Origin of the sequence: Salana multivorans (assembly GCF_003751805.1) — a bacterium.
GTDB lineage: Bacteria > Actinomycetota > Actinomycetes > Actinomycetales > Beutenbergiaceae > Salana > Salana multivorans.
Genome location: NZ_RKHQ01000001.1, coordinates 2,083,094 through 2,098,134 on the forward strand (window position 1 = coordinate 2,083,094; position 15,041 = coordinate 2,098,134).

The window sequence follows — 15,041 nt, forward strand, 5'->3', positions numbered from 1 at the left end:
CGCCACGCGCACGGCGCATGCGGCAGGCTGGGGTCCGTGGGTGAGACGGAGCAGCAGACCCGGCGCGGGCCCTCGATCGCGGCGTCGATCGAGGCCGCGATCGAGCGACGCGCCGCGTTCTGGCTCGCCCGCGAGGGCTGGCGTCCGACGCCCCTGGTGTTCGACTCCTACGGCCGCGCGGCCACGACGCCCGGCTCCGGCTGGGTCCGCGTCATCACCCGCGTCCTCGTCATGCCGCCGACGAACCGGCGCAGCGCCGAGGGCCGCGCGCGCGGCTGGCGGCGGTACATCTCCGTCTCCGCCCCCGACCTGGCGGTGCGCATCCGGATCGGCGACGTCGTCCACCGCACGCGGACCGAGCCCGGCGGCTACGTCGACGTGCGCCTGCCCGTCGACCTCGCGCCGGGCCGGCACGAGGTGAGCGTCGAGGTCCCGGGCGGCGCGGCCCCCGGCCGCGGGCACGTCGACGTCATCGACCCGTCGATCGGGCGCGGCGTCGTCTCGGACGTCGACGACACCGTCATGGTCACGCTGCTGCCCAGCCCGCTCCAGGCCTTCTGGAACACCTTCGTCATGCAGGAGTGGCAGCGTCGGCCGGTGCCCGGCATGTCGACCTTCCTCCAGCGCGAGACCCGCGGGTTCGTCGTCTACCTGTCGACGGGGGCGTGGAACTACGCGCCCGTCATCCGCGACTTCCTGCGTCGCCACGACTTCCCGCCCGGGGCGCTGCTGATGACCGACTGGGGCCCGTCGACGCAGCGCTGGTTCCGCTCCGGGACCGAGCACAAGCGCACCCAGCTGCGCCGGCTGCGGGCCGAGTTCCCGGAGCTCACCTGGACGCTGCTGGGCGACGACGGCCAGCACGACCCCGCGATCTACGCCGAGTTCGCCACCGAGTTCCCCGACGACGTCGCGCTCATCGCGATCCGCACGCTGACGCCGCCCGAGCACGTGCTGACGGCCGGCCTGCCGATGAGCCCCGACGAGATCGCCGAGGTGCTCCCCGGCCTCGCGCCGCCGGGGCTCGGCGGCGTCCGCATCCCGCGCGGCGTCCGGCACGTCTCGGGCGGCGACGGGAACGCGCTCGTCGTCAAGACTCTGCCCCGGCCGTGGCGCGGGCGCAGACCCGACTGACCCGGGACGGCGGCACGAGCCGTCCCGCCCCACCGCACCACTCGAGGAGGAGTCCGTGAGCACCGAGACCGCAGGCACCGGCGCAGGGGCCGGGACGGACGCCGGCGGCGGCACGGGGGCCGGCACCGGCCCCGCGGCCGACCGGCCCTGGTTCACGCGGGACGGCGAGGACGTCGCCCGCGCGCTCGGCTCGGACGCAGCCATCGGGCTCACCGCCGCCGAGGCCGCGGCCCGGCTCGAGCGGTACGGCCCGAACGCGATCGCGGCCGAGCCGTCCCCCTCGGTGTGGCAGGTCGCGCTGCGCCAGCTCGCGGACCCGATGAACGTCATGCTCGTCGCGGTGGCCGCCATCAGCCTGTTCATCGACCAGGTGCCGGTCGGCATCCTGGTCGGCACGCTCGTCGTGCTCAACGTCGTGCTCGGCTCGCGGCAGGAGCTCAAGGCGCAGGCCTCCGTCGACGCCCTCGCCTCGCTCCAGGTTCCGCGGGCGCGCGTCGTGCGGGGCGGGACGCTGCTCGAGATCGCCGCGACGGACCTCGTCCCGGGCGACCTGGTCACCCTCGAGGCGGGCGACCTCGTGCCCGCCGACGGGCGCCTGCTGCGCAGCGCGACGCTCGAGACGCAGGAGGCGGCGCTCACGGGGGAGAGCGCGCCGATCGCCAAGGACCCGGCGACGCTGGCCGACCCGGCGACGCCGCTCGGCGACCGGACCAACCTCGTCTTCCAGAACACGCAGGTCACCCGCGGGACGGGCGCGATGGTCGTCGTAGAGACCGGCATGACGACGGAGATGGGCCGGATCGCCTCGATGCTGTCCGCGGTCAAGCCGGCCCGCTCGCCGCTCCAGCGCGAGCTCGACGGCCTCACCCGCGTCCTCGGGTTCGTCGCCTGGGGAGCCGTCGCCGTCATCGTCGTCATCGGCCTGCTGCGGGGTCAGCCGTTCGCGTCGGTCATCCTGCTCGGCATCTCCATGGCGATCTCCGCGATCCCCACGGGCCTTCCGACGTTCGTCCAAGGGATGCTCTCCTACGGCTCGAACCAGCTCGCCGAGCACCGCGCGGTGGTGAAGAACCTCGCCGACGTCGAGACGCTCGGCGCGACGAGCGCGATCAACTCGGACAAGACCGGCACGCTCACGATGAACGAGATGACGGTCTCCCGGCTCTACTACCGCGGGGAGTGGTTCCCGGTCTCGGGCGGCGGCTACGCCAAGACGGGGGAGATCCGCCACGCCGCCGGCGCCGCGGAGCCCGACTTCACGCCGCTCGCCTACGGCCTGTGCCTGTGCAGCGACGCGACGGTCTCGGACGACGGCGTCGTCGTCGGCGACCCGACGGAGGCCGCGCTCGTCGTGCTCGCGGCCAAAATGGGCGTGGACGCCGAGCTCTCCCGGCGCCGCTACCCGCGCCTGGCCGAGGTGCCGTTCGACTCGGCCTACAAGTTCATGGCGACGTTCCACGACGTGCCGCTGGGCGGGCGGGACCGGCTGATCGGCGTCGTCAAGGGCGGCCCGGACGTCGTCCTCGCCCGCTGCTCGTCGGTGCTCCTCGCGGACGGCTCGCTCGCGCCGATGGCCGAGCAGCGCGAGGCGATCCTCGAGGCGAACCGCCAGCTCTCCGAGCAGGGCCTTCGGGTGCTCGCCTTCGCCTACCGCCTGCTGGACGGGCACCGCGACGCGGTCCTCGCCGATCCGATGACGCTGGTCGAGGACCTGGTCTTCGCCGGCCTCGTCGGCATCATCGACCCGCTGCGTCCCTCGTCCGCGGAGGCGGTGCGGATCGCGCGCGAGGCCGGCATCGACGTCCGGATGATCACGGGCGACCACGCAATCACGGCCTCGGCGATCGGCGCGCAGCTCGGGCTCGCGCCCGGCGCGGCGAGCGGGGCCGAGATCCAGGCGATGACGGACGCGGAGCTCGCGGCCGCGCTGCCGGACCTGCACGTGTTCGGGCGCGTGACCCCCGAGGACAAGCTGCGGATCGCGCGGCTCATGCAGCAGCAGGGCGCCATCGTCGCGATGACGGGTGACGCCGTCAACGACGCGGCGGCGCTCAAGCAGGCGGACATCGGCGTCGCCATGGGCTCGGGCAGCGAGGTGACCAAGCAGGCGGGGAACATGATCCTCACCGACGACAACTTCGGCACGCTCGTGCAGGCGATCCGGCTCGGCCGCGGCATCTACGACAAGATCGTCGGCTACGTCCGGTTCCAGATGTCGCTGCTGTTCTCGCTCGTGCTGCTGTTCCTCGTGGCGAGCATCTTCGACGTCAACCAGGGCGTCCCGCTCACGCCGATGATGGTGCTGTTCCTCAACTTCTTCATCACGATCTTCCCGGTCGTGGTGATCCTGCTCGACCCGGTGCCGGCCGACATCATGTCGAAGCCGCCGCGCGACCCGGCCAAGACCATCGCGCGCGGGTCCACCGTCGCGCAGTGGCTGTTCTACGGCGCGCTCATGTTCGCGACGACCCTCGTCCCGCTGCTGACGCACCCCGGCGAGCTGAGCCCGTCGGAGCCGAACGTGCCGGTCACGATGGCGTTCGCCGTCTCCGCGCTGGGCTCGCTGCTCGGCGGCCTCGCGATCCGGCGCGACCCCGCCTCCGGCCTGCTGCCGCCGCTGCTCACGGCCGTGCGGTGGCTCTCCGTCCCGCTGGCGCTCACGGTGGCCGCGGTCGAGCTGCCCTTCCTGCAGCACGTGCTCGGCACCGTCTCCCTCACGGGCGACGAGTGGTTGCAGTGCCTGGGCCTTGCGCTCGTGGTGCCGGTCGTCGTCGAGCTCGACAAGTGGGTGCGGCGGGCTCGCGCCCGGCGCCGGGGCCTCGTCGGCGCCTGAGAGGCCGCGCCGGTCCTCGTCGCCGGCCGCCGGCCCGGCGTCGCGTCAGCGCGCGACCTGCTGGACCAGCTCCTCGCCCGCGCGCCAGCGACGCAGGTTCTCCGCGATCCGCTCGTCGGCGCCGAGCGGGCGTCCGCCCGCGCAGTGCGGCGTGAGGATGAGGTTGGGCGCGTCCCACAGCTCGTCGTCGGCCGGCAGCGGCTCGGGGACGACGACGTCGAGCGCCGCCCCGGCCAGACGACCGGCGCGCAGCGCGTCGGCGAGCGCCGCCTGGTCCAGCGTCGCGCCGCGCCCGACGTTGACCACCCAGGCCTTCGTCGGGAGCAGGGCGAGCGTGTCGGCGTCGATCGCGTTCGCGGTCTCCGGCGTCGACGGCAGGACGGCGACGAGGACGTCGGCGTCGCCGAGGACGCGCGGCAGCTCGTCCGTCGTCACGACCTCGAACCCCTCGCGCTCGCCCGCGGTGCGCGCGACGCCGACGACGTGGGCGCCGAGCGCGCGCAGGAGCCCGGCGAGCCGGGTGCCGATGCTGCCGAACCCCCAGACGACGACGCGCGCGCCGTGCACGAGCGTGAAGGAGGTGGCGTTGTCGAGGGGCTGGGCGTCCGCGAGCTCGGCCGCCCACCGGTGCTCACCGACCGCCCGGACCGCGACGTCGAGCCGGCGGGCGGCCGCCAGGATCAGCGCGAGCGCGTGCTCGGCGACGGTGACGTCGTGCAGCCCGACCCCGGACGCGACGAGCGCCTCGGGCCGGAAGTCGGCGGCGAGGATCGCGTCGACGCCGGCCGTGAGGCTCTGGACCAGGCCGAGGTTCGGCAGCAGCCCCGCGTTCTCCCGCCACCAGCCCGAGGTGAGCGACCAGATGACGATGGCCTCGGCGTCGCGGTGCTCCGGCGGGATCGGCGACGCGGTGGAGTAGCGCACCACCTCGACGTCGTCGGGAAGCTCCGGCGCGAGCGGCAGCGAGTCGGGGAGGAGGATCTTCATGGTCACAGTCTGGCGTGAACCGCGCGAGCCGTGCGGAACACGGGGGGCCGGCGCGACGTTGAGACAGGCGGAGGAAGGGGAGTCACCATGGACTACAAGGTCTGGAAGAGCGACACCGAGTGGCGGGAGCTGCTCGGTGCCGACGAGTACGCCGTGCTGCGCGAGGCCGCGACGGAGCGTCCGTGGACGGGCGAGCTGCTGGACGAGGCCCGCGAGGGCATCTACTCCTGCCGCGCTTGCGGGGCAGAGCTGTTCCGCGCCGAGACCAAGTTCGAGTCGCACTGCGGCTGGCCGAGCTTCTACGCGCCGAAGGAGTCCGACGCCGTCGAGCTCGTCGAGGACCGCAGCCTCGGCATGGTGCGCACCGAGGTGCGCTGCGCGACCTGCGGCTCCCACCTCGGGCACGTGTTCGACGACGCTCCGCAGACGCCGACCGGCGACCGGTTCTGCATGAACTCCGTGTCGCTCGCGTTCGCCCCCGCCGAGTCCGCCGGCGACTGAGCGGCCGGCGACCGAGCCGTCGGCGCGACCCGCCCGCCGAGGCCGCGTGACGGGACTCACGTGCGGCCCGCCCTGGGCGGGAGCCGCCGTCTGTGGGAGAATGATCGAGTCGGCGCCCTCCCTGGGCGCCGTCGCCGCGAGATCCTCAGCGTGACCTGGCGCGCCCGTTCGGGCGGCCGCCGGGCTCGTCCCCGGCCGGCGCCGGGGCCAGCGCAGGCGTCCCCGCGGCACCCACCGCGAGAGCGCCGCACGTTCGGCGCGCGCCCACACGATCGGATCCATGTGACCACCTCCACCTCCGCGCGTCAGCCTGCCCGCACCTCGGGCCCCGCGACGCCGACCCCCTCCTTCGACTCCCTCGGCGTCCCCGCCCGGCTCGTGGCCGACCTGGCCGCCCGCGGGATCACCGAGCCGTTCCCCATCCAGGCCGCCACGCTGCCCGACGCCCTCGCGGGCCGGGACGTGCTCGGCCGCGGCCGGACCGGCTCGGGCAAGACGCTCGCGTTCAGCCTGCCGCTCGTCACCCGGCTGTCGGGCGCCAAGCGCGCCGCCGCCGGCCGTCCGCGCGGTCTCGTGCTGGCGCCGACCCGCGAGCTCGCCACCCAGATCGCGCAGACCCTCACGCCGCTCGCCCGCGTGGCCGGCCTCCAGGTCACGACGATCTTCGGCGGCGTCGGCCAGAACCCGCAGGTCTCGGCGCTGCGCTCCGGCATCGACATCGTCGTCGCCTGCCCCGGCCGGCTCGAGGACCTCAAGGGCCAGGGCCACGTCAGCCTCGACGCCGTCGAGATCACCGTGCTCGACGAGGCCGACCACATGGCCGACCTCGGCTTCCTGCCCGGCGTGACGCGCATCCTCGCGGCGACGCCGGCCGGCGGCCAGCGGATGCTGTTCTCGGCGACGCTCGACGCGGGCGTCGACAAGCTCGTCAAGCGCTTCCTGTCCACGCCCGTGACGCACTCGGTCGACCCGGCCAGCTCGCCGGTCGCCACGCTGACGCACCACCTGTTCGAGGTGCCCGACGTGACGGCGAAGCGCGAGCTGGTCGAGCTGCTCGCCTCCGGGACCGGTCGCCGGCTCCTGTTCATGCGGACCAAGCACCAGGCCCGCCAGATGGCGCGGCGCCTCACGGCGGCCGGCATCCCCGCGGCCGACCTGCACGGCAACCTCTCCCAGGGGGCGCGCGAGCGCAACCTTGCGGCGTTCTCCTCGGGTGAGGTGCGCGTCATGGTCGCGACCGACATCGCGGCGCGCGGCATCCACGTCGACGACGTCGACCTGGTCGTGCACGTCGACCCGCCGGCCGAGCACAAGGCCTACTTGCACCGCTCGGGCCGCACGGCCCGCGCCGGGGCCGGCGGCGACGTCGTCACCATCCTGCTCCCGGAGCAGCGCGGCGACGTCGCGTCGCTCACCCGCGCCGCCAAGATCGACGCGAAGGTCCGCCCGGCCGACGCGGCTGCGGTCGCCCGACTCGTCGGTGAGGTCGCGCCGCGCGTGGCCCCGCAGGACGCCCCGTCGGGCGCCGCGCAGAAGCCGTCCGGCAACGGCGGCGGCAAGGCGGGCGGCGGCAAGGCGGGCGGCCGGTCGGGCGCCAGGGGCGCGGCGAAGGCCGGTACCGCCCAGGCCGGTTCGCCGAAGTCGGGCGCGCGGTCCGGTGCGTCTGCTGGCGCCCGTGACGGTCGGCCCGGGACGAGGGCCGACCAGGCCGATCGACCGGCCGCCGGCGGTGGCCGTCGCCGGCGCGGTCAGCGCTCCGCAGCCGACGGCCTGCGCGGGGAGTCCCGCGGGCAGGGCGTGCGCGGTGGCGGTGCCCCAGCGCAGAGCCCCGCGACGAGCGGGCGCGGCTCCTCGAGCACCGGGCGCACGGCGTCCGGCGCGGGGCGCGCCGCGTCGACCACGGGCCGCACGCCGGGCCGGTCGCAGCGACGCGCGTCCTCGCGCGGCGGTGCCGTCTACTCGACGTCGACCACCGGCGGCAGCGGCTTCGTCCAGATGTCCAGCCGCTGAGCGGTTCCAGGACCTCCAACGTCGTTCCCCGCGAGGCGGACCCGACGGTGTCGAGCGGGATCTCTCGGAGGTCTGACTCGCGCCCGTCGGGTCCGCCTCGGCGTCGGGGCGCGACGGACCGGTAGGTTCGTTCGGTGACCGGGGTCCTGGAGGGGTTCGCGCTGATCGGCGCGATCATCCTCGTCGGCTACGTCCTCGGCCGCACCGGCATCCTCGGCGAACGCGCCGACGCGGTCCTGTCGCGGCTCGCGTTCTTCGTCGGCGCGCCGGCGCTGCTGTTCGTCACGCTGAGCCAGGCGCGCGTCACCACGCTCGTCGACGCCCGCTCGCTGCTGTCCTACGCGCTCGCCAGCGCGATGATCCTCACCTACGTCCTGATCGCGCGGTTCGTCATGCGGCGTCCGGCGGCGGAGACGGTGATCGGCGGGCTCTGCGCCGGCTACGTCAACGCCGGCAACCTCGGCATCCCGATCGCGGTCTACGCGCTCGGCGGCGCCCAGGAGGCCGCGCCGAGCATGGTGTTCCAGCTCGTCGTCCTCGCCCCGGCGTCGTTCGTGATCCTCGACCTGCTGGAGCGCCGCAGCTCCGGCATCCGGGTGCGCGACGCCGTCGCGCCCCTGCTCAACCCGCTCGTGCTCGCGTCGGCCGCCGGAGTCGTCTGCGCGGCGACGCAGTGGCGGCCGCCGGAGGTCGTCCTCGCCCCGCTCGAGACGCTGGCCGGTCTGGCCGTCCCGGCCATGCTGCTCGCGTTCGGGATCTCGCTGCGCGGTGCGCCCGTGCCCGGGCGGTCGGCGGTCCGGCCGCAGCTCACGCTCATCGTCGTGCTCAAGTCCTTCGTCCAGCCGCTGCTCGCCTGGGTGGTCGGCACCGCGATCGGCCTCGACGCGCACGCGCTCCTCGCCGTCGTCGTCATCGCGGCGCTGCCGACGGCGCAGAACGTCTTCACCTACGCGATGCGGTACGACCGCGGCGTCATGGTGACCCGCGAGTCGGTGCTCGTCACGACGATCCTCGCGGTCCCCGTCGTGCTCGTCGCCGCGGCGGTGCTGTCATGAGCCGGGTGCGCGGCGGGGATCGCGACGGCGCAGGCGCGCGCCTGGCTGCGGCCGTGCCCGCACCGGCGCTGTTCCTCGGGGCCGGCGTCTCGATGTACTACGGGGCCGCGCTCGCGGTGGGGCTGTTCGCCGTCGCCGGCGCGGTGAGCGTCGGCTGGGCGCGGCTCGTCGTCGCCGCGGCGGTCCTGCTCCTGCTGGCCCGCCCGTGGTCGCTCCCGTGGACACGCCGCGGGCTCGTCGCGGCCGCGGCGTTCGGCGTGCTCCTCGGGGCGATGAACCTGCTGTTCTACGTCGCCATCGACCACCTGCCGCTCGGGGCCGCCGTCGCGGTCGAGTTCATCGGGCCCGTGACCGTCGCCGTCGTGACGGCCGGGGCGGGGACGGCGCCGTGGCGGCGCATCGTCCCGCCCCTCCTCGCGGCGGGCGGCGTCGCGGCGATCAGCTTCGGCGAGATCGACTGGTCGGCGCTCGAGGCCGGCAGCGGCGTCGGCGTGCTGTTCGCGCTCGCGGCCGGGGCCGCGTGGGCCGGGTACATGGTGCTGGGCCGGCGGATCGCGGCGCGCGCCTCGGCGCAGCACGCCGGCTCCGGTGACGGTGCCGACGGTGACGGTGCCGACGGTGACGGTGCTGACGGTGGTGGGGTCGGTGCCGTGGCTGCCGCGGGGGCGGTGGTGGAGGTAGCGGCCGCGGAGGCGGCCGGACGCTCGCGCCCGACGCCGGGGCCGCTGCGGACCGGCATGGCCTCGCTCGCGCTCGGCATGACCACCGCGGCGATCCTCTACGCCGTCGTGGGTGCGCCGGGGGCCGGACCGCTGATCGGCTCCTGGTCGGCGCTCGGTCTGGTCGTCGGCGTGGCGGTGCTCTCCTCCGTCGTGCCGTACGCACTCGACCAGGTGTCGATGCAGCGGCTCTCGACGTCGCAGTTCGCGCTGCTGAACGCGCTGCTGCCGGCGACGGCGACCCTCGTCGGGTTCGTCTCGCTGCGCCAGGTGCCGGCGGCGGCGGAGCTCGTCGGCGTCGCGGCGATCTCGGCGGCGGTCGCGCTCGCGACCCGGCGCTAGCCGGAACGGGACGACGCCGGGCGGATGGATCGAGTCCATCCGCCCGGCGTCGTGTCGCGCCTGCGGGCTGACGCCCGCGGTGTCAGCGCTTCCTGCCCGAGATGGCCCCGTAGATCAGGAGGACCAGGAGGGAGCCACCGATCGCCAGGATCCAGCTCCAGAGGTCGAAGAACCCCTTGAGCCCCTCCCCGGAGATGGCGCTCCCGATCCACCCGCCGAGCACGGCGCCGATGACGCCGACGACCAGCGTGGCCAAGAACCCGCCGGGCGCGCGGTCCTTGAGGATGGCCCCGGCGATGGCGCCGGCGATCAGGCCAAGGATGAGCAAGGAGATGAAGCCCATGGTCGTGCCCTTCGTTCTTTTGCCCCTGCGTCTCCACCCTCTGTCGAAGGCGGCGGCGCGTCAAGTACCGGGGACGAGTGCCGTGTCGTACTGGTGGTGCCGCTCCAGCCAGCGCACGACGTACGAGCACGTCGCTGTGAACCGGCCGCCCCGCCCGACCACGTCGCCGATCGCCCGGTCCACGAGGATCCCCGCCAGCCCGCGGCCCTGGAACGCCGGGTCGACGACCGTGTGGTCGAACACGTGGACGCCGTCAACCAGCGTGGTGGACGCGAAGCCGGCGAGCATGCCGTCGACCGTGATCTCGTACCGCCCGCGCGTGGCGTCGAACGCCACCCCGATGGTGGGCTCGGCCTCGCCCTGCGGGTCGGTCGGCCCGCCCGGGTCGTGCTGCTCGCGCGGCTCGCGCTGCTCCCCGGTCACAGCTCCTCCAGCAGCCGGGCGCCGGCGATGGCCTCGGGCAGCGCGACCACTGCGGCGTCGTGCTGGTGGTTCTTGCTCAGCCAGTGCCGGACGAACGGGCAGGTCGCCGCGACGGCTCCGCCGCGCGCGGCGACGTCGGCGATCGCGCGGTCGACCATGATGCTCGCGAAGCCCTGGCCGTCGAAGGCCTCCTGCATCACCGTGTGGGTCATCACGGTGACGTCGTCAACCACGTCGTAGGCGACGATCCCGGCGAGCTGTCCGTCGACCGTGATCTCGTAGCGGTAGCGCTCGGGGCGCTCGGTGACCTCGATGTCCCGGTCCGTTGGCGTGTCCATGCCAGCAGTCTCCTACAGTCCGGCCAGCTCCGGCAGGGTCAGCTTCGCGATCCAGAAGTAGATGAGCAGGCCGGTGCCGTCGACGAGCGTCGCGATCATCGGTCCCGACACGACGGCCGGGTCGACCCGCAGCTTCTTGAGCACGAGCGGGATGACGGAGGCGATGAGCGAGGACCACAGGATGATCGCGGCGAGCGACAGCGCGATCGTCACCATGACCTGCACCTCGACGCCGAGCATCCACGCCCGGACGAACCCGGCTCCCGCCATGGCGATGGCGACGAACGACCCGGCGGACAGCTCCTTGACCACGACGCGGCCGACGTCGCGCATCCGGACGTTCTCGGTGGCCATCGCGCGGATGAGCGTCGTCGTGATCTGCGTGCCGGTGTTGCCGCCCGTGCCGATGAGCAGCGGGATGAAGAACGCCAGCGCGACGACCGCGTCGAGCTCGTCCTCGAACGCCTTCATGACGTTGCCCGTGTACATCTCGGCGACGAACAGGACGAGCAGCCACACGATGCGCTTGCGCCACAGCAGGAACGGCGAGGCGCGCAGGTACGGCACGTCGAGCGGCTGTGACCCGCCCTGGCGCTCCGCGTCCTCGGTGGTCTCCTCGCCGACGATGTCGGCCGCGTCGTCCGCGGTGAGGACGCCGAGGAGGTGGTCGGCGTCGTCCACGACGGGCAGCGCGAGCAGCCGATGCCGGACGAGGAGCCGGGCGGCCTCCTCCTGGTCCGTCAGGGCCGTGACCGAGACGACCTCGTGCGTGCACAGGTCGTCGACCAGGGTGCCCTCGTCCGCCAGCACGAGCTCGCGGAACGACACGACGCCGCGTAGCCGGCCGTCGTCGGCGACGGCGAAGACGTAGGCGCCGATGTGGGAGTCCTGCCGCAGCTTGGCCGAGTGGTCGCGCACCTGCTGGATCGCCTCGCCGGCCGTGACGGAGTCGTCGACCGCGATGACGTCCGGCACCATGTGGGCCGCGACCGAGTCCTCCGGCCAGCGCAGCAGGCCGCGCAGCACGGCCGCCCGGTCCGCCGGCACGCGGCCGAGGATCCGCTCGGACTCGGCGGCGTCGAGCTCGCGCAGCAGCTCGGCCGCGCGGTCCGTCTCGAGGTGGGCGACGACGGCGCCGGCGCGCGCGGGCGGAGCGATGCGGAGCGCGTCGACCGCCGTGTGCAGGTCCAGCGTGTCGAGCAGGTCGACGGCCTCGGGGACCGTGAGCAGCTCGGTGAGCCGGACGGCCTCGGCCTCGGTGAGGTCGCCGAGCTGGTCGGCGCGCTCGATCGGGTCGTCGACGACGTCGAGCCACAGGCTCACGGCCTTCGGCGTCCCGATGGCGAGCGCCTGGTGCAGGGAGAGGGCGGGGGCCGTGCCGGCGCTGGGCGCGCCGGAGAAGCGAGACGTGGGCACGGGGACTCCTTCGACGATCGATCGGTCGGCCCCGCGGGGCCGCGGACCACGACCGGCGGAGTGACGGACGTGGCGGAGCGATGAGCAGCTGCGAGTGCTCGGCGGGCCTCGGTGGCGCGAGCCCGGACCGGGGCGGTGCGGACGTGGCTGAGCCGTCCGGTGCGGGCGGCGTCGAGGGGTGGCCGGTCGGGTGGCCGCCGTGCTCGCCGCCCCATCTTGTCAGAGCCTCGCGCCGGGCGGGACTACGCTCGCCCGGGGACCGGTCGACGCCGAACGGACCCCCGCGCTGACCCGCGCGCGACGCGCCCCACGCCACGGCAGGAGCCATGACCCACAAGCTCGACGTCACGCCCACCCAGATCGCGGCCGTCCTGCGACCGATCGGCGTCCCCGAGCGGATCGAGCGGCTGACCGGCGGGATGTTCGCGGCCGCCTACCGGGTCACGCTCGCCGACGGCGGCCGTGTCGTCGTCAAGGCGACCGCGACGGACCCGCGCCGGCTGTGCCGATACGAGCTGGGGATCGCGCGGACGGAGGTCGAGGTCTACCGGACCCTCGCCGGCCGCGGTCTGCCCGTGCCGGCCGTGGTGCTCACGGACTTCGGTCACGACGTCGTCGCCGGCGACGTGGTCGTCACCGCGCACCTGCCCGGAACCCCGTGGATCGAGCTCGACCTGGACGAGGAGGGCGCGGCCCGGGCCAGGCGGGCGCTCGGCGGGTTCATGGCCGACCTGCACCGCGTGCCGGCGCCGGCGTTCGGCTACCCGGCCGCGGAGTCCGGGCTGCGGGCGCAGGACTGGCCGACGGCGTTCGAGGCGATGGTGGAGGCGATCGTCCAGGACGCGACCGACGTGGGCGTCGTCCTGCCGGTCGACCGCATCCGCGCGACGGTCCGGGCGCACCGCGGAGCGCTCCGGGTCGTGACCGCACCGGCGGTCGTCCACACCGACCTGTGGCCGGCCAACGTCTTCCTCGACGACGACCTCGCGATCGTCGGCGTCATCGACACCGAGCGGACGGTGTGGGGAGACCCGCTGCTCGACCTGATCGGCGTCGACCAGCTCGGGCTCTTCGACGTCGACGGCGACCTGCTCGCCGGCGACACCGAGGCCGGGGGCGTGCTCGCGCAGCAGCTCGCGACGCCGACGGGGCCGGCGCGCTTCGCGCTCTACCGCCTCTACTTCTCGCTCATCCTCGTCGCGGAGGTCGACGTCCGCGGCTACGACGACGCGTGGGTGCCCGAGCACCGCGTCCGCGTCCGGGGTCTGCTCGACGCCGCGCTCGACCGGCTCGACGAGCTCGCCGCCGCGGGAGCCGGAGGGACGGGGCGCCAGGGGCCGGGCGTGCCGGGCCCGGGGAGGGTTGCGCCGGTCGACGATGGCGGGCCGGGCGCCGTCTTGGGGTCCGGCACCCGGCCCTGAGGCGAGGTTACCCCGCGAACGTCGGCGCGCGGGCGTCGTAGGCCCCGTGGGACTCGAACCCACAACCCGCGGATTAAAAGTCCGCTGCTCTGCCAGTTGAGCTAGAGGCCCTCGTCCCGGTGGGGAGGACGCGCCCAGCGTAGTTCGCCCGCGGCGAGGCAGGCATTCCTCGCGCTGCCGTCACGCTGCCACCGTCCCCGCGGTCGCCCCGTCGCCGGGCTGGCGTCCGCCGCCACCCACCCCCTCAGTGATCGTTTGTGATCGAAAACCAGGCGAACCGTCACCGAATCGTGACCTGTTCTGGCCGCCTGGCGGTTGACATGATCGAAGTCGTGCACCAACACTGGGTGCGAGATAGTTCGATCGGGCGTTCGTTCATGAACGTACACGATCGTTCAGATCGCTTGACCTGGCAAAGGAGCAGGTGTGCGCGAGGCACCGTCGCCGTCGAGACCCGGCCGTCCCACCCGACCAACCCAACCCGTCCGCCCCACCCCGGACCGCGGCCGTCCCGGCCGCCGCCGGGTGCTGCTCTGGGGCGCGGTCGCCGCCGTCGTCGTCGCGGGCGGCGCGACGGTCGCGGCCGTCGCCGCGACCGGGGACGGCGCCGTCGTCGCGCGGTGCGGCGACCTGACGATCGACACCGACGGCGTCATGGTCCACGCGCAGGGGCTCGCCGGCCAGGTCGGCGCCGCCTTCGCGCGGGAGCACGCAATCGACTCCTACGGCGCCGACTTCTGGGGCGAGACGTACGACGGCGCCAGCCCGCTCGACGCGCTCGCGGACGCCGTGGTGGACCAGCTCGCGCTCGACTGCGCCACCTGGACGCTCGCCGACGAGCTCGGCGCGCAGGATCCGGCCGGCAGCCGCGAGATCCTCGCCGACGCCACGGGCAGCGCCGACGCGACCGACTACGAGCTGCTCCGCTCCGCCGTGGAGAACCTCCGGGACGGCATGCGCACCGAGCTCCTGGAGAGCGACCCGCCGAGCGAGGACGAGCTGCGCGCCGCCTTCGACGGGCTCGACGACGTCTACAAGGGAACCCACGTCGCCCTCACGCTGTGGCGCGTCGACGCCTTCGCCGGCACCGCCGACGAGCTGGCCGACCTCGCCCGGACGGCGATCTCGCCGGACCCCGACCTCGCGGCCATGGCCGCCGGCGTCGACGGCGCGAGCCCCGGCGCCACCGTGACGGAGCTGGCGCTGGACTCGCAGGAGGTCTCCAAGGAGGACCTGTTCGCCGCGCACGTCATCGAGCTCGCGGGGCGGGCCGAGCCGGGCGACGTCGTCCCCGGGATGACGGACGGGGAGTACGTCGTGGTCCTCGACCGGGCCGGCGGCGAGCTCCTCACGCTCGAGCAGGCGCCGCAGATGGCGCGCAACGCCTACGTCAACGACCTGCTGGAGCAGCGCATCGCCGACGTGGCGGCGGCCGAGCCCCTGTCCGTCGAGCGAGACCTCCGCCCGATCCTCGAGCGCGAGCTCACCGCCCCGCGGTAGCCCCCAGATCTTCCACGAC

13 protein-coding genes and 1 tRNA gene are annotated in these 15,041 nt (G+C 74.4%); 8 read left to right on the plus strand and 6 right to left on the minus strand.

Annotation, left to right across the window (positions count from 1 at the left end):
• The first annotated feature begins 36 nt into the window (after positions 1–36).
• Entirely contained in the window at positions 37–1,134 is a 1,098-nt protein-coding gene (locus EDD28_RS08905) for an App1 family protein phosphatidate phosphatase (RefSeq protein WP_123739285.1), read from the plus strand.
• A 55-nt stretch (positions 1,135–1,189) separates the two neighbouring features.
• Entirely contained in the window at positions 1,190–3,967 is a 2,778-nt protein-coding gene (locus EDD28_RS08910) for a cation-translocating P-type ATPase (protein ID WP_123739286.1), read from the plus strand.
• 45 nt (positions 3,968–4,012) lie between these two features.
• Here EDD28_RS08910 and EDD28_RS08915 read toward each other — a convergent pair whose 3' ends face one another.
• Complete coding sequence (locus tag EDD28_RS08915; protein WP_123739287.1) at positions 4,013–4,954, minus strand: NAD(P)-dependent oxidoreductase; 942 nt, start codon at positions 4,952–4,954, stop codon at positions 4,013–4,015.
• 87 nt (positions 4,955–5,041) lie between these two features.
• Here EDD28_RS08915 and msrB point away from each other — a divergent pair, with 87 nt between their 5' ends.
• From msrB to EDD28_RS08935, 4 genes are all read left to right on the plus strand, one after another.
• On the plus strand, positions 5,042–5,455 hold the full coding sequence (msrB, locus tag EDD28_RS08920; protein ID WP_123739288.1) for a peptide-methionine (R)-S-oxide reductase MsrB: 414 nt from the start codon (positions 5,042–5,044) through the stop codon (positions 5,453–5,455).
• A gap of 282 nt (positions 5,456–5,737) precedes the next feature.
• Positions 5,738–7,465, plus strand: a complete 1,728-nt coding sequence (locus EDD28_RS08925) for a DEAD/DEAH box helicase (RefSeq protein WP_425469968.1) — start codon at positions 5,738–5,740, stop codon at positions 7,463–7,465.
• A 134-nt stretch (positions 7,466–7,599) separates the two neighbouring features.
• Positions 7,600–8,520 (plus strand): AEC family transporter, encoded by a 921-nt coding sequence (locus tag EDD28_RS08930; protein WP_123739289.1) that lies wholly within the window; start codon positions 7,600–7,602, stop codon positions 8,518–8,520.
• Complete coding sequence (locus tag EDD28_RS08935) at positions 8,517–9,581, plus strand: EamA family transporter (protein WP_148059582.1); 1,065 nt, start codon at positions 8,517–8,519, stop codon at positions 9,579–9,581. The genes EDD28_RS08930 and EDD28_RS08935 overlap by 4 nt, the downstream gene beginning before the upstream one ends.
• A gap of 82 nt (positions 9,582–9,663) precedes the next feature.
• On the opposite strand, the gene EDD28_RS08940 is transcribed toward EDD28_RS08935, so the two are convergent.
• The 4 genes from EDD28_RS08940 to mgtE are packed head-to-tail and all read right to left on the minus strand — an operon-like array spanning position 9,664 to position 12,101.
• The gene (locus EDD28_RS08940) at positions 9,664–9,924 is read right to left on the minus strand and encodes a GlsB/YeaQ/YmgE family stress response membrane protein (protein ID WP_123739291.1); all 261 of its coding nucleotides are present in this window, start codon (positions 9,922–9,924) and stop codon (positions 9,664–9,666) included.
• A gap of 60 nt (positions 9,925–9,984) precedes the next feature.
• Positions 9,985–10,347 (minus strand): GNAT family N-acetyltransferase, encoded by a 363-nt coding sequence (locus EDD28_RS17695; RefSeq protein WP_211339151.1) that lies wholly within the window; start codon positions 10,345–10,347, stop codon positions 9,985–9,987.
• A complete protein-coding gene (locus EDD28_RS08950) occupies positions 10,344–10,685 on the minus strand; it encodes a GNAT family N-acetyltransferase (protein ID WP_123739292.1) in 342 nt (113 codons plus the stop codon). The genes EDD28_RS17695 and EDD28_RS08950 overlap by 4 nt, the downstream gene beginning before the upstream one ends.
• Positions 10,686–10,697: 12 nt before the next feature.
• Positions 10,698–12,101, minus strand: a complete 1,404-nt coding sequence (mgtE, locus tag EDD28_RS08955) for a magnesium transporter (protein ID WP_211339152.1) — start codon at positions 12,099–12,101, stop codon at positions 10,698–10,700.
• A gap of 326 nt (positions 12,102–12,427) precedes the next feature.
• On the opposite strand from mgtE, the gene EDD28_RS08960 reads away from it, so the two are divergent.
• Positions 12,428–13,522, plus strand: coding sequence for a phosphotransferase family protein (locus tag EDD28_RS08960; RefSeq protein ID WP_123739293.1), 1,095 nt, complete (start codon positions 12,428–12,430; stop codon positions 13,520–13,522).
• Positions 13,523–13,560: 38 nt separating this feature from the next.
• On the opposite strand, the gene EDD28_RS08965 is transcribed toward EDD28_RS08960, so the two are convergent.
• Positions 13,561–13,633: transfer RNA gene (locus tag EDD28_RS08965), tRNA-Lys, on the minus strand.
• A 315-nt stretch (positions 13,634–13,948) separates the two neighbouring features.
• On the opposite strand from EDD28_RS08965, the gene EDD28_RS08970 reads away from it, so the two are divergent.
• A complete protein-coding gene (locus EDD28_RS08970) occupies positions 13,949–15,022 on the plus strand; it encodes a hypothetical protein (RefSeq protein WP_148059583.1) in 1,074 nt (357 codons plus the stop codon).
• Positions 15,023–15,041: the final 19 nt, after the last annotated feature.